The organism is Pseudomonas alloputida, from assembly GCF_021283545.2.
Lineage (GTDB): Bacteria > Pseudomonadota > Gammaproteobacteria > Pseudomonadales > Pseudomonadaceae > Aquipseudomonas > Aquipseudomonas alloputida.
This window is the reverse complement of record NZ_CP128540.1, coordinates 1,231,795-1,250,659: the sequence shown is the minus strand read 5'-3', so window position 1 is coordinate 1,250,659 and position 18,865 is coordinate 1,231,795. Positions and strand designations below refer to the sequence as shown.

Genomic DNA, 18,865 nt, shown 5'->3' with positions numbered 1-18,865 from the left:
AACAAGGCCACTGTGATGAAATGCGATCCCTCGCTACTTCGCCCTGCCAAGCCTGCCGTGAATTCCCGCCTGATCCGTCAATTGCTGTTACCACCACTGATCATCCTGCTGATGGTCGGCCTGGGAATGGCTGGCTACCTGATCAGCGAGAGCAATGGTATCCGCACCCTCAGCGAAAACGGGGAACGCCAGCTGGAGCTGCACGCACGCACGGTCGAAAGCGAAATCAGCAAGTACACCTACTTGCCGAGCCTGCTGGAGCTGGAAGACAGCGTCTCGCACCTGCTCACCGACCCGGACGGCGCCTCACGCCAGACGGTCAACGAATACCTTGAAGGCCTGAACCGTCGCAGTCGCAGTCGGGCCATCTTCGTCCTCGACACCAATGGCCGGGTACAGGCCACCAGCAACTGGCGCGATGCCGACTCGTTCCTGGGTGAAGACCTGTCGTTCCGCGCCTACTTCCAGACTGCCGTGCGCGGCGAGCCAGGGCGGTTCTACGGCATCGGCAGTACCACGGGCGAGGCTGGCTATTACCTGGCCCATGGGCTTGAGGAGCACGGCAAGATCATAGGCGTTGCGGTGATCAAGGTGCGCCTGGACACCCTCGAGGAGCGCTGGCAGCGTGCCCGCCTGGAGGCGTTCGTCAGCGACGAGAATGGCATCATCATTCTCTCCAGCGACCCGGCCCGGCGCCTCAAGTCGGTGCGCCCGCTGACCCCGCAAATCAAGGAGCGACTGGCGCGAAGCCTGCAGTACTACTGGTGGCCGCTGAACGAATTGCAGCCCCTGGCCCGGGAAACCCTAGCCGATGGTGTGGAAAAACTGACCTTCCCGGCCAACACCGAAACCGCTCATGGCAAACCGCACGAAGTGGCCTATCTGGCGCAAACCAGGCGCCTGGTCGACACCCCCTGGCATTTCACCCTGCTGACCCCACTGCAGGACCTGCGTCGCGAATCCATGGTGCAGGGCATTCTGGTGGGCGTGGCCTTTGCCTTGCTGGCGATCCTCGGCATTGCCTGGAACGAGCGGCGCAAAGTGATCGCCACCCGCCTGGCGGCCCGCGAAGCCCTTGAAGAGGCCAACAGCCAGCTGGAGCGGCGGATTGCCGAACGCACCGCCGACCTGCGCGCCAGCAACGAACGCCTCAAGGGCCAGATTCGCGAGCGCCGGCATGCCGAGCAGACCTTGCGCCACGCCCAGGATGAGCTGGTGCAGGCAGGTAAGCTGGCCGCCATCGGGCAGATGTCCACCAGCATTGCCCACGAGCTGAACCAGCCACTGGCTGCGCTGCGCACCCTTTCTGGCAATACAGTGCGCTTCCTCGAGCGCGGGGCGCTGGAAACCGCCAGCACCAACCTGCGCACCATGAATGACCTGATCGACCGCATGGGCCGCATCACCGCCAGCCTTCGCTCGTTCGCCCGGCGCGGCGATGACAGCGGCCAGGCTTCACTGGCCAAGGCAGTAGAGGCCACCCTGCAGGTGCTGGCCAACCGCATCAGTGCCTGTCATTTGCAATTGCACCACCAGTTCGAGGACCAGCAACTGGCCATCGACCAGACCCGCCTGGAGCAGATTCTGGTCAACCTGATCGGGAATGCCCTTGACGCCATGGCCGCGCAACCGCAGCCTGAGCTATGGCTGGAAGGCGAGTTGCAGGGTGACAAGTACCGTTTGCAGGTGCGCGACAACGGCCACGGTATCGACCCCGAAGCGCGCAAGCACCTGTTCGAACCTTTCTTTACCACCAAACCGGGCGAGCATGGCCTGGGCCTGGGCCTGACCCTGTCGGCGAGCCTTGCCGCCGCCGCCAAGGGAAGCCTGAACGTCGAGCATCCCGTCACAGGCGGCACGGCCTTCGTCCTGGCCCTGCCTCTGGTTTCACCCCCTAGCGAATCGGCAGAGCATCCATGAACCAAGCGCCTCTTACCGTCCTGATCGTCGAAGACGACCCGCATGTGCTGCTCGGCTGCCAGCAGGCGCTGGCCCTGGAGGATATCGCCTGCGAGGGCGTAGGCAGCGCCGAACAGGCGCTGGAACGCATCGGCGACGATTTTGCCGGCATTGTCGTCAGCGATATCCGCCTGCCGGGTATTGATGGCCTGGAGCTGCTCAATCGCCTCAAGGCCCGTGACCGCAGCCTGCCGGTGGTGCTGATCACTGGCCATGGCGATATCGACATGGCCGTTGGCGCCATGCGTAACGGCGCCTACGACTTCATGGAAAAACCGTTCTCCCCCGAGCGCCTGGTCGACGTGGTACGCCGCGCGCTGGAACAGCGCGGGCTGTCACGCGAAGTGGTGGCCCTGCGCCGCCAGCTGGCCGAACAGAGCAGCCTGGAGGGACGCATCATTGGTCGCTCACCGGCCATGGAGCACTTGCGCGAACTGATCGCCAACGTCGCCGACACCTCAGCCAACGTGCTTATCGAAGGCGAGACCGGCACCGGCAAAGAGCTGGTCGCACGCTGCCTGCACGACTTCAGCCGTCGCCAGAGCCACCCGTTCGTGGCGCTGAACTGTGGCGGCCTGCCGGAAAACCTGTTTGAAAGCGAGATATTCGGCCACGAGGCCAACGCCTTCACCGGTGCCGGCAAACGCCGCATCGGCAAGATCGAACATGCCAACGGCGGCACGCTGTTCCTCGATGAAGTGGAGAGCATGCCGATCAACCTGCAGATCAAGCTGCTGCGCGTGCTGCAGGAGCGCACCCTGGAACGATTGGGCTCGAACCAGAGCATCCCGGTGGATTGCCGGGTGATCGCCGCGACAAAGGCGGACCTTGATGCCCTGGGCCAGAGCGGCCAGTTCCGCAGCGACCTGTATTACCGGCTGAACGTGGTCACCCTGGAGCTGCCGCCGCTGCGTGAGCGCCGTGAAGACATCCTGCAGTTGTTCGAACATTTCCTGCAGCAGTCGGCCCTGCGCTTCGATCGGGAAACACCGACACTGGACAGCCAGCCCCTGTCGCGCCTGATGGCCCACGACTGGCCAGGCAACGTGCGCGAGTTGCGCAACGTGGCCGAACGCTATGCCCTCGGCCTGCCAGCGTTCAAGAAAGGCCCCAGCGGTGGTGCCAACCAAGGCCTGCTTTTTGCCGAGGCGGTGGAAGCATTCGAACGCAACCTGCTCACTGATGCCCTGCAACGCACGGGTGGCAACCTGAGCCAGGCCAGCCAGGAGCTGGGCATGGCCAAGACCACGCTGTTCGACAAAGTGAAAAAATACGGCCTCGCCTGACTGAACCCAAACTGGAAAACAACGTGGACCTGGTATTCAAAGCGGCCCTGGGCGCAGGCGTGGTGCTGTTGCTGGCAGTGCTGTCGAAAACGCGCAACTACTACATCGCAGGGCTGGTGCCGCTGTTCCCCACCTTCGCCCTGATTGCCCACTACATCGTCGGCAAGGGGCGCAGCATTGCCGACCTCAAGACCACCATCCTGTTTGGCATGTGGTCGATCATTCCGTATTTCGTGTACCTGGCAACCCTGTATGTACTGGTCGACCGCTTGCGCCTCGAGGCTTCGATGGCGCTGGCCACAGTGGCCTGGCTGATCGCCGCGACCGTGCTGGTGACTGTGTGGGTGCGGATGCACTGAGCGAAATCGACGCCGATTCAGAGCCCTGCGATGTGCGTGACCTCTTGCCTGTGCGCCTGCAAATAAGGCAACACCGCCCCCAGTAACGGCGCCTTGAACGGCTCCTGGAAACGGTGCGCCAGCCCCGGGATCAAGCGCAACTGGCTGCCCCGGATATGCGCCGCCAAGTGCACGCCATGCATCACCGGCAATAACGGATCAGCCGTGCCGTGTACCACCAGGGTCGGCACTCGCAACTGGTTGAGCAACTCGACGCGGCTCGGCTCGGCCAGTATCGCCATGATCTGGCGCTTGGCCCCGTCAGGGTTGAACGCCCGGTCGTAGGCCTGCGCCGCCTGGTGCAGCAACACCTCGCGGTCGTCCCGTACCTCAGGGCTGCCCAAGGCCGCCAGCAGGTCGGCCTGCTGCTCGATTGCCACTTCACGGTTCGGTGCGCTGCGCCGGGCCAGCAACTGCACCAGCGCCGGGTCCGGCGCCGGGAGCCCCGCCGCCCCTGAACTGGACATGACCAGCGTCAGGCTGCGCACACGCTCGGGCGCCATCGCCGCCAGGTGCTGGGCAATCATGCCGCCCATGCTCACACCCAATACATGAAACTGGCGCACGCCCAACGCGTCCATCAGGTGCAAGCCGTCATCGGCCATATCAGTCAGCGTGTAGGGCGCCGACACGGGCAGGCCCAGCTTGTAACGCAACAGTTCGAGCGTCAGGTTGGCGTGCGGTGGCACCTGGTTCCAGCGTGACAGGCCGACATCGCGGTTGTCATAGCGGATCACCCGAAAACCTTGGCGACACAATGCTTCGACCACGTCGTCTGGCCAATGAATCAGCTGTCCGCCCAAGCCCATGACCAGCAGCAAGGCCGGGTCGCGTGGCGCACCGACGCTCTGGTACACCAGGCTGACGGCACCGAGTTCGGCACGCTGCACCGGCACCTGGGCGTCACAGCGCTGTTCGGCGAAACTCGCCGGTGCGCTGAACAGAAAGAAAAGAAAAAGCCAAAAAGCCCGCATGAAAGAAACACCAGAATGCAGATCCCCAGTAGAGCGCGAGTCTGATGAATTCTGTTCGGGCGCGCTGCCACAGTTCGGTGACAGTTTTATGACTCCCGCCAGGCGGTGCGACGATCGCCCAGTCGACAGATGCCGCATCATGAGAGAAACTCAATTCATTCCCTGTTTCTTCAATTCCACACCCCGGAGTCATCTGTGCTGGAGATCCGTCACCTGAAAACCCTTCATGCCCTGCGCGAAGCCGACAGCCTGGTGGAGGCCGCCGAACGCCTGCACCTGACCCAGTCGGCGTTGTCGCACCAGTTCAAGGAGCTGGAAGAGCGCCTGGGCCTCCCGATTTTCGTGCGCAAGACCAAGCCAATCCGCTTCACCAGCGCCGGGCTGCGTCTGCTGCAACTGGCTGATGCCACCCTGCCGTTGCTGCGCAGTGCCGAACGTGACATCGCACGCCTGGCCGGAGGCACTGCCGGACGCCTGCACATGGCTATTGAATGCCACAGTTGCTTCCAGTGGCTGATGCCGACCATCGACCAGTTCCGTGATGCCTGGCCGGAAGTGGAACTGGACCTGGCCTCGGGCTTTGCCTTCGCCCCGCTACCGGCCCTGGCCCGCGGCGACCTTGACCTGGTGGTGACCTCCGACCCGGTGGACCTGGCAGGCATCACTTACGTGCCGCTGTTCACCTACGAGGCGATGCTGGCAGTGGCCAACCAACACCCGCTGGCCAGCAAGCCTTACATCGTGCCGCAAGACTTGCTCGACCAGACGCTGATCACCTACCCGGTGGAGCGCGATCGCCTGGACATCTTCACGCGCTTCCTGGAGCCGGCCGATATCGAGCCAGCCGCCGTGCGTACCTCGGAGCTGACGGTGATGATGATGCAACTGGTGGCCAGCGGCCGTGGCGTGTGCGGCATGCCGCATTGGGCGCTGCACGAGTACAGCTCGCGCGGCTATGTGAAGGGCAAACGCCTGGGCGAGAAAGGCCTGTTTGCCACGCTTTATGCCGCCGTACGCACCGACATGCTCGATGCCCCTTACATGCGCGACTTTTTGCTGACGGCCAAGGACACCTCGTTCGCCACCCTCGACGGCGTCAGCGCGGTGCGTTGAGCGCCTGGCGATACAGCGGCAGGATCAAGTCGCGGGTCAGGGGAGCCAGTGGCATGACGGGCGCCTGATCTGCTGCCAGCCAGACCACCTCCTCGATCTCTGCGGCCGGCACCACGGCAGCGGCGCTGTCGACACGGAACAGCTCGGCTTGCACTTCGAAGCCTGGTTCGTTGGCGGCGGGGGCACTGAACTGGCCCAGGTGCATAGCCTGAGCCGGGTCGATGCGCAGGCCCAGTTCCTCCTGCAACTCGCGCACCAGCGCCTGTACCGGCGTTTCACCGGCATCGATCTTGCCGCCTGGCTGCATGAAAGCCTCGGTGCCACGCTTGCGCACCAGCAGCGTGCGGCCCTGAGGGTCGATCAGCAGGGCGGCGGCGATGCGGATGATGTTGGGCATGAAGTGGGCTCGCTGAATAAAATGACCCGCGAGGATCCCATGGGGTCATTGGCCTGACAAGGCCGGTCATTCCTGTGTCGGCCTGGTAGACGAGCGGCCCCTTGCCAACCTGTTGCACACCCTCCATAAACAACACATGAACCTGCCCGCCAAACACCACCCGGTGCTCGAGCTGTTCCATCCTGCCGTCAGCACCTGGTTCCGCCGCCACTTCGCCACGGTCACCGATGCCCAGGCACAGGCCTGGCCGTTGATCCACGCCGGGCAATCCATGCTGCTGGCCGCGCCGACCGGCTCAGGCAAGACCCTGAGCGCTTTTCTGGCCGTGCTTGATGAGCTGCTGCGTGAAGGCATGAAGCACCAGGGCGAACTGCCCGCACAGACCCTGGTGATCTACGTTTCACCTCTGAAGGCCCTGTCCAATGACATTCGTCTGAACCTGCAGGCCCCGCTCGAAGGCATCAGCCAAGCCATTGCAGAGCAAGGCCTGAACGCCCCACGCATCACCACGGCGGTACGCACCGGCGATACGCCGCAGAAGGAACGCGCCGCCATGCGCAAGCTGGCCCCGCACATTCTGGTGACGACCCCCGAATCGCTTTACGTGCTGATGGGCTCGGCTTCTGGCCGTGAAGGCCTGGCCCATGTGCACACGGTAATCGTCGACGAAATCCATGCCTTGGCCGGTAACAAGCGTGGCGCCCATCTGGCCCTGACCTTGGAACGCCTGCAAGCCTTGTGCAAAAAGCCACTGCGGCGTATCGGCCTGTCCGCTACCCAACGCCCGGTCGAACGGGTGGCACAGTTTCTGGTGGGTAGCGGGCGTCCCTGCGCCATTGTCGATATCGGCCATGCCCGCAAGCGTGACCTGGCCATCGAAGTGCCGCCGGTACCGCTGGGGGCGGTGATGGCCATTGATGTCTGGGGCCTGGTGTATGACCGCTTGGCCACCCTTGCCCGTGAACACCGCACCACGCTGGTATTCGTCAACACCCGGCGCCTGGCCGAACGTATCACCCGCCACCTCAGCGACCGGCTGGGCAAGGAGGCGGTTGCCGCACACCATGGCAGCCTGTCCAAAGCGCTGCGCCTGGATGCGGAGCAGCGGCTCAAGAGCGGCCAGCTCCAGGTGCTGGTAGCGACCGCATCGCTGGAGCTTGGCATTGATATCGGCGATATCGACCTGGTCTGCCAGGTCGCCTCGCCGGGCTCGATTGCCGCCTTCCTGCAACGGGTTGGCCGCGCTGGACACCAGGTCGATGGTGTGCCGAAGGGGCGCCTGTTCCCTACCTCACGCGATGACCTGATCGAATGCGTTGCCTTGCTTGACTGCGTTCGACAGGGCGAACTGGACGCACTGCACATCCCCCGGGCACCGCTGGATGTGCTGGCCCAGCAGATCGTCGCAGAAGCCAGCAACCAGGCCTGGCACGAACAGGAACTGCTGGATTGCCTGCGCCAGGCCACACCTTACGCCGAGCTTGACCAGCACCACTACCAGGCCCTGCTGCGCATGCTCGCCGAGGGCTACAACGGTCGCCAGGGTGTGCGCAGTGCCTACTTGCACCGTGACGCAGTGAGCGGCACGCTGCGTGGCCGACGTGGCAGCCAACTGACCGCGCTGACCAGCGGCGGCACCATCCCCGACAACGCCGACTACGCCGTGTTGCTGGAACCGCAGGCGCTGAACATCGGCAGCGTCAATGAAGACTTTGCCGTGGAAAGCATTGCCGGCGATATTTTCCAGCTGGGCAACGCCTCCTATCGCATTCTGCGCGTCGAGCCGGGCCGGGTGCGGGTAGAGGATGCTCATGGCCTGCCACCGACCATTCCGTTCTGGCTGGGTGAAGCGCCGGGGCGCAGTGACGAGCTGTCTGCCGCCGTGGCCCGGCTGCAGGCGCGAATCGACCAGCAACTGGCGCTGGCAGGCGGCGACACGGTGGAGGTACTGGCCTGGTTGCAGGCGACCTTCGAACTGGACGAAGCTTGTGCGGGCCAGTTGCTCGACTACCTGGCCCGCACCCGTGAAGTGCTTGGCGCCCTGCCCTCGCAGGATACGCTGGTGATGGAACGTTTTTTCGATGAGTCCGGCGGGACCCAACTGATCATTCATTCACCCTACGGTAGCCGCATCAACCGCGCCTGGGGCCTGGCCCTGCGCAAGCGCTTCTGCCGCACCTTCAACTTCGAACTGCAGGCTGCCGCCAGCGAGGACGCCATCGTGCTGTCACTGTCGACCAGCCACAGTTTCGAGCTGGACGAAGTGTGGCGCTACCTGAACAGCCGCAGCGCCGAGCCGATTCTCATCCAGGCCCTGCTCGATGCACCGCTGTTTGGCGTGCGCTGGCGCTGGAATGCAGGCGTGGCCATGGCACTGCCGCGCTTTGTGGGCGGACGCAAGGTGGCGCCACAAATCCAGCGCATGAAGAGTGAGGACCTGGTTGCCGCCGTGTTCCCTGACCAGATCGCCTGCCTGGAGAACATCGCCGGCGAGCGGCAGATTCCCGACCATCCGCTGGTCGAGCAAACCCTCGACGATTGCCTGCACGAGGCGATGGACAGCGAAGGCTGGCTGGCCCTGCTGCGGCGTATGGAAAGCGGTGCAGTGCGCTTGCTGTGCCGGGATCTGCCCGCCCCCTCGCCGCTGGCATCAGCGATTCTCAACGCCCGGCCTTATGCCTTTCTGGACGATGCGCCACTGGAAGAACGACGTACCCAGGCGGTGCTCAACCGGCGCTGGAACGACGTGCACAGTAGCGACGACCTGGGCGCGCTGGACGCTGATGCCATTGCTGCCGTCGCGGCCGAGGCCTGGCCACAGCCGGCCAATCCCGACGAAATGCACGAGGCATTGATGAGCCTGGGTGCCATCGGTCAGGTCGAGGGATGCCAACCCCTGCTGGGATTTGCTGCTAAGGCAGCTGGCCAAGGCTGGGCGTGCCTTGCGCCTGCCCGATGACAAGCTCTGGTTGGCCCGCGAACGCCTGAACCTGCTGCTGGCACTGTACCCCACAGCGCACAGGGAGCCAGCGCTCGAACGGCTCGCTGGCTTCGACCAGCCCATCGAGCCCGACCACGCACTGAGCGAACTGCTGCGCGCCCGCCTGAGCGGCCATGGCCCCCAGACCCTGGCGCAGATCGCTGCGCCATTGGGCAAACCGGTAACCGATATCGAGCAGGCTCTGGCCCGCCTGGAAGCCGAAGGCTATGTGCTGCGCGGGCATTTCAGCCCAGGTGCAACTGACCTGCAATGGTGCGAACGCCACTTGCTGGCACGCATCCACCGCTACACGGTCAAACGCCTGCGCCGCGAGATCGAACCGGTCAGCCTGCAAGACTTCATGCGCTTTCTGTTCGATTGGCAGCACCTGGCGCCTGACGAGCGCCTGCGTGGTCCGCAGGCGGTGGCCGAAGTGCTCGGCCAGTTACAAGGGTTCCCCAGCGCCGCAGCGGCCTGGGAGGCGGAACTGCTGCCGGCGCGTATCAAAGACTACAGTCCGCACTGGCTCGACGAAGCCTGCCGAAGCGGCCAGTTTGCCTGGAGCCGGCTGGCGGCAACAGTGGCGAGCAGCACGTTGACCAGTACCCCGCTGGTGTTGCTGCCGCGGGACCAGTTGAACACGTGGCGCAGCCTGGCGCCCGCACCTGCTGTCGACGCCCTTGGCCTACGTGCGCAACGTGTGCACGAAGCGCTGAAAACCCAGGGTGCGCTGTTCTTCGATGAACTGGCACATGAGGCACACCTGCTGCCCAGTGAACTGGAAACTGCACTGCAGGAGCTGGTGGGCTCGGGCTTGGCCAGGGCGGACAGTTTCACTGGCTTGCGCAGCCTGATCACGCCTGCAACCAAGCGCAGCTCACGTAACAGCCGCCGAGGCCACCCGCCGCTTTCCAGCAGCATGGCGCATGCCGGACGTTGGGCCCTGCTGCGCCGCAGCGATGCGCCCCCGGATCACGACCAGCGCCTGGAGCACATTGCCCGCACGCTGCTGCGCCGCTATGGCGTGATCTGCTGGCGGCTGTTGGCGCGCGAGAGTGATGTACTGCCGCCCTGGCGTGAGCTGCTGCGCTGCTATCACCGATTGGAAGCGCGTGGCGAGATCCGGGGCGGGCGCTTCATTGCCGGGCTGGCCGGTGAACAGTTCGCCTTGCCTGAGGCGGTAGTATTGCTGCGGCAAGTGAGACGACGTGAACCGGACGGAACGCTGCAGGTGGTGAGCGCCGGTGACCCGCTGAACCTGATCGGCTCGTTGCTGCCTGGGGCGAAAGTGCCGGCAGTGATTGGCAACCGGCTTCTGTATCGCGACGGGATACCGGTGGCGGTGCGGATGGCCGGGCGTTACGCGTATCTGGTCGAGGCGTCCGCACAGGAGCAGGAAAGCTGGCGGCAAAAACTGCTGCGCGACACCCTGGAGCGGGTTTACCCGCGAATACGGTAGCGGCGGCAACGGTGCACGGCGGGTGGAGATTGGCCAGCAGGCCCGGCCCTTTCGCGGGTGAACCCGCTCCTACGCTCGAGAATGATTTTCGCTACCCCGATTTTATTTTGCAGTGCCCGGCAACTTGGCTATGGTCGGGGTTTGCCCCCAGGCCCTGAGCCTGACCGCGCCATCGCAAGGACCCTGTATGAGCCTGTCACTTCTCAGTCGTTATGCCTTCTTCGCCGCCTGTGTGCTGTTCACCCTGGCGAGCCTCCCCTTCAGCCACCACGAATGGTTGTGGCCGTTCACCCTGACCACAGGCATTCTCAGCCTGATCGGCCTGTTCGACCTGCTGCAGCAGCGCCACGCCGTACGCCGCAACTACCCGATTCTCGGCAACATCCGCTATCTGGTCGAGGCCATTCGCCCGGAAATCCGCCAGTACCTGCTGGAGTCCGACAGCGATGCCCTGCCCTTCTCCCGCGCCCAGCGCTCGCTGGTGTATGCCCGGGCGAAGAACGAAGCCTCGGACAAACCTTTCGGCACCCTGATCGACGTATATGAATCCGGTTTCGAGTTTATCGGCCACTCCATGCGCCCGGCACCGCTGGCTGACCCGACCAGCTTCCGTGTCATCGTCGGTGGGCCGCAGTGCGGCCAGCCGTATTCCGCGTCGATCTTCAACATTTCGGCCATGAGTTTCGGCTCGCTCAGCGCCAATGCCATCCGTGCGCTCAACCAGGGCGCCAAGCTGGGCAATTTCCACCATGACACCGGCGAGGGCAGCATCAGCCCCTACCATCGCGAGCACGGTGGTGACCTGGTGTGGGAACTGGGCAGCGGCTACTTCGGGTGCCGCACGCCAGATGGGCGCTTCGATCCCGAACGCTTCGCCGCCCAGGCGCGCAGCCCTCAGGTGCGCATGATCGAGATCAAGATGAGCCAGGGCGCCAAACCCGGCCATGGCGGCATATTGCCCAAACACAAGGTCACCCAGGAAATTGCCGAAACCCGTGGCGTGCTGATGGGCGAGGATTGCATCTCACCGTCGCGCCACAGCGCCTTCTCGACACCGATCGAAATGATGCAGTTCATCGCCCAGTTGCGTGAACTGTCCGGCGGCAAGCCAGTGGGGTTCAAGTTCTGCCTGGGCCACCCGTGGGAATTCATGGGCATCGCCAAGGCCATGCTGGAAACCGGCATCCTGCCCGACTTCATCGTCGTCGATGGCAAGGAAGGCGGCACCGGCGCAGCGCCCGTGGAGTTCACCGACCATATCGGCGTGCCACTGCGTGAAGGCCTGCTGTTCGTGCACAACACCCTGGTCGGCCTGAACCTGCGCGACAAGATCAAGCTGGGCGCCAGCGGCAAGATTGTCAGCGCCTTCGACATCGCCAGCGTGCTGGCCATTGGCGCCGACTGGGCCAACTCGGCACGCGGCTTCATGTTCGCCATCGGCTGCATCCAGTCGCAAAGCTGCCACACCAACAAATGCCCGACCGGCGTGGCCACGCAAGATCCGCTGCGCCAGCGCGCGCTGGTGGTGCCCGACAAAGCCCAGCGGGTGCTGAACTTCCATCACAACACGTTGCGTGCCTTGGCAGAAATGCTGGCGGCGGCAGGCCTGGAGCATCCGGCACAACTGGAGGCCAAGCACCTGGTGCGGCGCATTTCGGCCACCGAAATCAAGCTGTTCTCGCAGATGCATGTGTTCTTGAAGCCAGGTGAGCTGCTGACCGGCGAGGTGAACGGCCAGTTCTATTCGCGGATGTGGCAACTGGCCCGGGCGGACAGTTTCGAGCCGCACAGCGAAGTGGCGGCCTGAGAGAACGCTGGGGCCGCAAAGCGGCCCCACGTCAGGTCAGGAGGCTGTACTCGTCACACCTTGTGCGTCTTTCGGCGCCAGGCGGAACGTGTAATACAGCACTGTCAGCAACACCAGGAACGCCGGGCCGATGTACAGGGCCACACGCGTATCCTCGAAGTACGCCATCAGCCCCACCACCAGCACCAGGAAGGCCAGTGCCAGATACGAGCTCAACGGCCACAGCCACATACGGTACTTCAGTGCCTTGCGCTCGGCAGTGGTAAGGCCGGCACGGAACTTCAGCTGCGCCAGCAAGATCATCACCCAGGTCCAGATCGCACCGAAGGTGGCGATCGAGGTCACCCAGACGAAGACCTTTTCTGGCACCAGGTAGTTGGCCAGCACGCCCAGCAGCAACGCGCCGATCGACAGCAGCAGCGCATTGCGTGGCACGCCGTTCTTCGAGGTGCGGGCGAAGGCCGCCGGCGCCTGGCCGTTCTGTGCCAGGCTATAGAGCATGCGCCCGGTGCTGAAGATGCCGCCGTTGCACGACGACAGCGCCGCCGTGATGACCACGAAGTTGATGATGCCGGCAGCGGTCTTGATGCCGAGGCGCTCGAAGGTCATGACGAACGGGCTGCCCTGGCTACCGATTTCGTTCCACGGGTAAATCGACAGGATCACGAACAACGCGCCGACGTAGAACAGCAGGATGCGCCAGAACACCGAGCCGATGGCCTGCGGAATGGTCTTTTGCGGGTTGCGTGCTTCACCGGCGGTGAGGCCGATCATTTCCACACCCAGATAGGCGAACATCACCATCTGCAGCGACATCAGCACGCCGGTCACACCATTGGGCATGAAACCGCCGTTGCTCCACAGGTTGGAGATCCCCACTGCCACACCGTCATTGCCAAAGCCGAAGGCAATGATGCCGATGCCGCCAAGCACCATGGCGATGATGGTGACGATCTTGATCAGCGCGAACCAGAACTCGAACTCACCAAAAGCCTTCACCGCCACCAGGTTGACCGCGCCCATGCTGCCCAGCGCCGCCAGGGCCCAGATCCAGCGCGGAACGTCGGGGAACCAGATGCCCATGTAGATGGCCACTGCCGTGATTTCGGCAACACAGGTCACCAGCCACAGGAACCAGTAGTTCCAGCCGGTCAGGAAGCCCGCCAATGGGCCGAGGTAATCCTGGGCATAACGGCTGAACGAGCCGGCGACAGGGTTGTGCACGGCCATTTCACCAAGGGCGCGCATGATCACCAGAATGGCCAGGCCGCCGATGATGTAGGACAACATGATGGCCGGGCCGGCCATTTCGATCGCCTTGGCCGAACCGAGGAAAAGACCGACACCGATACAGGCGCCCAGCGCCATCAGGCGGATGTGCCGTTCGCCCAGTTCACGCTTGAGCGGGCCGCCTTCAGTGGCCTGGCCGTGGGCAGAGTGGTTGCCGACTGGCATAGCAATACAACCTCATTTTGTTATTGGATTTGACCTTCGTGCCGCCGCGACCAAGCCGATAGGCGTGGCATTGGCTTGCCAGGCTGGCCTTGTGGACCGGCCCGTGTGCCGGAGTAGAGCGCCCGGCAAGGCGAAGGGGGCGAGCAGTATAGGAAGACCGTTGTAGGAGTTTTCACTGTATATATGCAGAAATTTGGCTAGAACTCTGGGGCCGCCACACGCCCCAAAAATCGCCGGGGCACCATAGCAACATCGTCCGTTGAAGGAACCCACACCAAAGCCGCATAGCCCCACATGACTTTTTCCTTCTTCTTACAAATTTTTCACCCTATCCACTCAACGTCTAAGCTTCAGACAAGCAAGACGAAAATACTTGGCCGGATAGAAGATTATGGGCGCACTGTGGCAATCGGAACCAAGCAGAACGGAAGCACCCGAGATACCTCCGGCCGAGACGCCACAACCCAAGTCCCCCCGTCAGCGTCGGCTATGGTGGCGGCTGATCATCCTCATCCTGCTGGTGGCGCTGGTTGCCATCGGTGTTGCCGCGTATGACGAATTCCGTACCTCTGAACTGCAATCGCGCGAGTTCAGCAAACTGGCCAGTACACTGACCTATTCGCTGCAACCCGGTCCCAGCGATGCCATCATCTACCCCGGTGACGGGCCGTTCGACAAACGCCTGGGCTATAGCGCCCTGGGTGAATTCCTGCCACGCCTGCTCAAGCGCGACTACCTCATCAGCGAACAGGTGAAGTTCTCACCCGCATTGATGAACTACGTCGATCATGGGCTGTTCGCCCCCTATATCGAGAAAATCCAGGCCGGCCTGTCGATCACCGACTGCCGCGGCGACACGCTGTACCAGTACAACTACCCCCAGCACCTGTACCCGGACTTTGCAGCGATCCCTCCCGTGATGGTCAACAGCTTGCTGTTCATCGAAAACCGCGACCTGCTGGATACCCAGGACCCACGTAACAACCCGGCAGTGGACTGGCCACGCTTTGCCAAGGCCGCCTACAGCCAGGTCGCCAAGTACCTGGCCCTGCCCGGCCAGTCTGCCGGCGGCAGCACCCTGGCCACACAGCTGGAGAAATATCGCCACTCACCCGACGGCCTGACGGTGTCGGGCGCGGAGAAGATCCGGCAGATGATTTCTGCCAGCGTGCGTGCCTACCAGGGCGGCCCCGACACCACCGAGGCACGCCAGCGCATCGTGCGCGACTACCTCAACAGCGTACCGCTGTCGGCTGTGCCTGGGCATGGCGAGGTGCATGGCATGGCCGAGGGCCTGCGGGTGTGGTACGGCGCCGACTTCGACCAAGTCAACCAGGCCCTGAACGCCACCGCCACCGACCCCCAGAGCATGGCCGCACGTGGCCTGGCCCTACGCCAGGTGCTGTCGCTGATGATTGCCCAGCGCCGCCCCTCGCATTACTTGTCCAAGGGCCGGGTCGAGCTGGCCGAGCTCACCGATTCGCACATTCGGCTGCTTGCCGCCAACAAGGTCATCGATCAGCCGCTGGCCGATGCCGCGCTGGCCAGCAAGGCGGTGTACCGCGACTGGGTCGCGCAGCCGACCATCGTACCGATCATTACCAACAAGGGCATCAGCCTGGCGCGCAACCGCCTGTCGGCCATGCTCAATCGCCCGCTGTACGACCTCGACCGCCTCGACCTGTCAGCCACCAGTACCTTGCAGGCCGACCTGCAACTGCAGGTTAGCCAGTACCTGAAAAACCTTGCCGACCCGGAGTTTGCCGCACAGATCGGCCTGATCGGCGAGCGGCTGCTCACTGCCAAGACCACCGACCAGGTGAGCTACAGCTTCACCTTGTTCGAACGCACCGCCGATGGCTCGCGGGTCCGGGTGCAGACCGACAGCACCAACCAGCCCTTCGACATCAACGAAGGCAGCAAGCTGGAGCTGGGCTCAACCGCCAAGCTGCGGGTACTGACCACCTACCTTGAAATTATCGCCGAGCTGCACGACAAGTACGCCGGCAAACCTGCCGCCGAGCTGAAGAAGGTCGAAGTGGCCGAACTCGACCGCATCACGCAATGGTCGCTGGAATGGCTGGCGCTGAACAGCAAGAACCAGAGCCTTGACGCCATGCTCGACGCCGCGCTCGAGCGCAAGTATTCGGCCAACACCGGTGAAGCGTTTTTCACCGGTGGCGGGATGCATGTGTTCAACAACTTCCGCAAGGAAGACAACAACCGCAACCCGACACTCAAGGATGCACTGCGCGAGTCGATCAACCTGCCGTTCATCCGGCTGATGCGCGACCTGGTGCGCTACGTGACTTACCAGCAGCCGTACAACCGCGTGCCGCTGCTCAAGGACGATGCCGACCCGCGCCGCCAGGAGTACCTTGCGCGCTTTGCCGACAAGGAAGGCACCAACTACCTGATGCGCTTCTGGAAGAAGTACCAGCGTAAAACCTCGCAACAACGCCTGGACACCTTCCTCGACAGCATGCGCGTGACCCCACAGCGGTTGGCGGCGGTACACCGCTACCTGTTCCCCGAGGCAAGCCAGGAAACCTTCAACGCGTTCGTGCGTGCCCACCTCAAGGGTGACAAGGTCGTGCTGGGCAAACTGACCGATGGCCGTCTGTCCGAGATGTACGTAGCTTACGGCCCCGGCAAGTACGACCTGCCCGACCAGGGTTACATCGCCAAGGTCCACCCGCTGGACCTGTGGCTGCTTGGCTACCTGCTGAAGAACCCGAGCTCGACACTGACCGAGATGATCAACGCCAGTCGTTTCGAACGCCAGGAGGTATACGGCTGGCTGTTCAAGAGCCGCCACCAGGGCGCCCGTGACAGCCGCATCCGCACCATGGTCGAAATCGAAGCCTTCCTCGATATCCACCAACGCTGGAAACGCGTGGGCTATCCATTCGACCACCTGGTGCCCTCATTGGCCACCGCCATCGGCAGCTCCGGCGACCGCCCCGCTGCCCTCTCCGAACTGGTCGGGATCATCCAGAACGACGGTGTTCGCCTGCCTACCCTGCGCATCGACACCCTGCATTTCGCAGCCAACACACCCTACGAGACCAAGTTGATCACAGACCCTGACCGGGGCGTGCGAATTCTGCCAGTCGAAGTGGCGCGTGCACTCAAAGGCGCCATGTCGCAAGTGGTCGATGCAGGTACCGCGCGGCGTATTTCCGGCAGTTTCAAGCTGCAGGACGGCACGCCGCTGGTGATGGGCGGCAAGACCGGTACCGGTGACAACCGAATCGAGAGCTTTGGCGCCGGCGGCCGGCTGATCGGCTCGCGCTCGCTGAACCGCACCGCCACCTTCGTGTTCTTCCTTGGCGACAACCATTTCGGCACGCTGACCGCCTTCGTGCCGGGTCGCACGGCAGAAGCGTTCAAATTTACCTCGGCGCTGCCGGTGCAGGTGCTCAAGGGCATGGCACCGATCCTCATGCCTTACCTGCAGCCGGGCAATCCGAATGAGTGCAAGCCGCCACAGGTTGCCCTGCACACACCGTCACCGGCAGGGAACACATCGACGCAGTAGATGATAATCATCAGCATTGAAGGGCTTGTCTTTAGATATATCTTGAGTAATATCTTACGATATATCGCAAACGACGGAGCCCTATCCCTATGCGCGAACATCCCCCTCATGATCCCTTCGAGCGGCGCCCCGCCCGTGGCGAGCGCGGCCCGCGTGTCTTCGCCCCGGGTGACCTCAAGCTGCTGATGCTGGACTTGCTGGCCGAGCAGCCCGGCCACGGTTACGACCTGATCCGCCAGATCGAAAATCTGTTCGACGGCAGCTACAGCCCAAGCCCTGGAGTGATCTACCCCACGCTGAACTTCCTTGAAGAGGCCGAACTGATCAGCGGCCAGGTACAAGGCAGCAAACGCCTGTATGCCATCACCGATGCCGGCCGCAGCGCCTTGGCGGATCAGGCAGTGGCCCTGGATGGCGTGCGCATGCGCATCGAGGTCAGCAAACGCGCCCTGCGCGGCCACGACCGCCCACCAGAGATTCATGAAGCGGTCGGCAACCTGCGCCATGCACTGCACATGCACAGCGGCCGCTGGACAGTGGAAGAAATCGAACGGGTCCGTGACCTGCTCAACCATACCGCCAAGGCCATCGCCTCCGGGCCCACCGAACCTTTCAGGGAGACGCCCCATGAGTGACACCATTCACCGCGTAAACCACGAGATCCGCCAGCGCCGTCTGCAGGTGCTGCGGGTCACCGAGCTGACCCCGCGCATGCGCCGGATCACCCTGGGGGGTGCCGAGCTGCAAGGCTTTACCAGCATGGGCAGCGACGACCATATCAAGCTGCTGTTCGCCGAAACGCCGGAGCAACAACAGGCCATCGAGGCCCGTAATCTGGGCAAGGACGGTGGCGCGCGGCCCACCATGCGCGAGTACACACCACGGCGCATCGACCTGGTGGCACATGAGCTGGACATCGACTTCGTGCTGCACGGCGACGGCCCTGCCTCTACCTGGGCCGCGCAAGCCGCGCCCGGGCAAACCCTGGACATTGCAGGGCCACGGGCCTCGCTGGTGGTGCCGGATATTTTCGACGCCTACCTGCTGATCGGTGATGAAACTGCCATCCCGGCCATTGGCCGTCGGCTGGAGGAGTTGCCGGCGGGCCGCCAGGTGCTGGCAGTGATCCAGATCGAAGACGAGCACGAGCGCCAGCCGCTGCCAAGCAAGGCGCAGGTGGAAGTGATCTGGGCACGTCGCCAAGGGGAAGACTTGTTGGAGCTGGTGCGTAACCTGAGCTTGCCGCAAGGCCAGCTGTATGCCTGGGTGGCGCTGGAAAAAGCCCTGACTCGCCAGGCCAAGGCGTTGTTGCTGGAGAAAGGGGTGCCGGAAGATGCGCTAAAGGCTGCAGCCTACTGGCGGGCCAACGGGACTGCGGACGACGAGTGATCGTGATTGCCTGATCTGCCGTCTTCGCCGGTGCCACGCAAAGCGCAGCCTGCTTCGCGGTTTAAACCATTTGATAAGACCAAGCGGTTCAGCCCCAAGCACCTCAG

At 63.5% G+C, this 18,865-nt stretch carries 11 protein-coding genes and 1 pseudogene; 9 read left to right on the top strand and 3 right to left on the bottom strand.

Features of this window, described 5'->3' with window-relative positions:
• Positions 1–15: 15 nt before the first annotated feature.
• Genes aauS through LU682_RS05640 form a run of 3 tightly spaced genes read left to right on the top strand, consistent with a single transcriptional unit; the run spans position 16 to position 3,604 of the window.
• Positions 16–1,920 (top strand): two-component sensor histidine kinase AauS, encoded by a 1,905-nt coding sequence (gene aauS / locus LU682_RS05650; RefSeq protein ID WP_019438135.1) that lies wholly within the window; start codon positions 16–18, stop codon positions 1,918–1,920.
• Between the two features lie 47 nt (positions 1,921–1,967).
• The gene (aauR, locus tag LU682_RS05645) at positions 1,968–3,245 is read left to right on the top strand and encodes a two-component response regulator AauR (protein WP_232857307.1); all 1,278 of its coding nucleotides are present in this window, start codon (positions 1,968–1,970) and stop codon (positions 3,243–3,245) included.
• Between the two features lie 23 nt (positions 3,246–3,268).
• Complete coding sequence (locus LU682_RS05640; RefSeq protein ID WP_010952237.1) at positions 3,269–3,604, top strand: GlpM family protein; 336 nt, start codon at positions 3,269–3,271, stop codon at positions 3,602–3,604.
• A gap of 17 nt (positions 3,605–3,621) precedes the next feature.
• Here the strand turns inward: LU682_RS05640 and LU682_RS05635 are convergent, their stop codons facing one another.
• Positions 3,622–4,617, bottom strand: coding sequence for an alpha/beta fold hydrolase (locus LU682_RS05635; RefSeq protein ID WP_049588505.1), 996 nt, complete (start codon positions 4,615–4,617; stop codon positions 3,622–3,624).
• A gap of 195 nt (positions 4,618–4,812) precedes the next feature.
• Between LU682_RS05635 and metR the strand changes: the two genes are divergently transcribed.
• Positions 4,813–5,730 carry a transcriptional regulator MetR gene (gene metR, locus LU682_RS05630; RefSeq protein ID WP_003254981.1) on the top strand — a complete coding sequence of 306 codons (918 nt, stop codon included), beginning with the start codon at positions 4,813–4,815 and terminating at the stop codon, positions 5,728–5,730.
• Here the strand turns inward: metR and LU682_RS05625 are convergent.
• Positions 5,714–6,127: an NUDIX hydrolase gene (locus LU682_RS05625; protein ID WP_003254983.1), complete on the bottom strand. Its 414-nt coding sequence runs from the start codon at positions 6,125–6,127 to the stop codon at positions 5,714–5,716. The two genes, metR and LU682_RS05625, sit on opposite strands and share 17 nt — an antisense overlap.
• 136 nt (positions 6,128–6,263) lie before the next feature.
• On the opposite strand from LU682_RS05625, the pseudogene LU682_RS05620 reads away from it, so the two are divergent.
• Together LU682_RS05620 and LU682_RS05615 are read left to right on the top strand one after the other, a co-directional pair.
• Positions 6,264–10,566, top strand: a pseudogene (locus tag LU682_RS05620) (DEAD/DEAH box helicase).
• A 187-nt stretch (positions 10,567–10,753) separates the two neighbouring features.
• A complete protein-coding gene (locus LU682_RS05615) occupies positions 10,754–12,373 on the top strand; it encodes an FMN-binding glutamate synthase family protein (RefSeq protein ID WP_010952233.1) in 1,620 nt (539 codons plus the stop codon).
• Positions 12,374–12,409: 36 nt separating this feature from the next.
• On the opposite strand, the gene LU682_RS05610 is transcribed toward LU682_RS05615, so the two are convergent.
• On the bottom strand, positions 12,410–13,828 hold the full coding sequence (locus LU682_RS05610) for an amino acid permease (RefSeq protein WP_003254987.1): 1,419 nt from the start codon (positions 13,826–13,828) through the stop codon (positions 12,410–12,412).
• A 391-nt stretch (positions 13,829–14,219) separates the two neighbouring features.
• On the opposite strand from LU682_RS05610, the gene LU682_RS05605 reads away from it, so the two are divergent.
• The 3 genes from LU682_RS05605 to LU682_RS05595 all read left to right on the top strand — a co-directional run bounded on the left by LU682_RS05605 (position 14,220) and on the right by LU682_RS05595 (position 18,758).
• Complete coding sequence (locus LU682_RS05605) at positions 14,220–17,369, top strand: transglycosylase domain-containing protein (protein ID WP_010952232.1); 3,150 nt, start codon at positions 14,220–14,222, stop codon at positions 17,367–17,369.
• Positions 17,370–17,458: 89 nt separating this feature from the next.
• Positions 17,459–18,004: a PadR family transcriptional regulator gene (locus LU682_RS05600; protein ID WP_003254989.1), complete on the top strand. Its 546-nt coding sequence runs from the start codon at positions 17,459–17,461 to the stop codon at positions 18,002–18,004.
• On the top strand, positions 17,997–18,758 hold the full coding sequence (locus LU682_RS05595) for a siderophore-interacting protein (RefSeq protein WP_010952231.1): 762 nt from the start codon (positions 17,997–17,999) through the stop codon (positions 18,756–18,758). The genes LU682_RS05600 and LU682_RS05595 overlap by 8 nt, the downstream gene beginning before the upstream one ends.
• Positions 18,759–18,865: the final 107 nt, after the last annotated feature.

Excerpts from the sequence above, each read along its gene's own strand:
- aauS (WP_019438135.1), top strand. The coding sequence starts at position 16 with ATGAAATGCGATCCCTCGCTACTTCGCCCTGCCAAGCCTGCCGTGAAT.
- LU682_RS05635 (WP_049588505.1), bottom strand. The coding sequence starts at position 4,617 with ATGCGGGCTTTTTGGCTTTTTCTTTTCTTTCTGTTCAGCGCACCGGCG.
- LU682_RS05625 (WP_003254983.1), bottom strand. The coding sequence starts at position 6,127 with ATGCCCAACATCATCCGCATCGCCGCCGCCCTGCTGATCGACCCTCAG.
- LU682_RS05615 (WP_010952233.1), top strand. The coding sequence starts at position 10,754 with ATGAGCCTGTCACTTCTCAGTCGTTATGCCTTCTTCGCCGCCTGTGTG.
- LU682_RS05610 (WP_003254987.1), bottom strand. The coding sequence starts at position 13,828 with ATGCCAGTCGGCAACCACTCTGCCCACGGCCAGGCCACTGAAGGCGGC.
- LU682_RS05605 (WP_010952232.1), top strand. The coding sequence starts at position 14,220 with ATGGGCGCACTGTGGCAATCGGAACCAAGCAGAACGGAAGCACCCGAG.
- LU682_RS05600 (WP_003254989.1), top strand. The coding sequence starts at position 17,459 with ATGCGCGAACATCCCCCTCATGATCCCTTCGAGCGGCGCCCCGCCCGT.
- LU682_RS05595 (WP_010952231.1), top strand. The coding sequence starts at position 17,997 with ATGAGTGACACCATTCACCGCGTAAACCACGAGATCCGCCAGCGCCGT.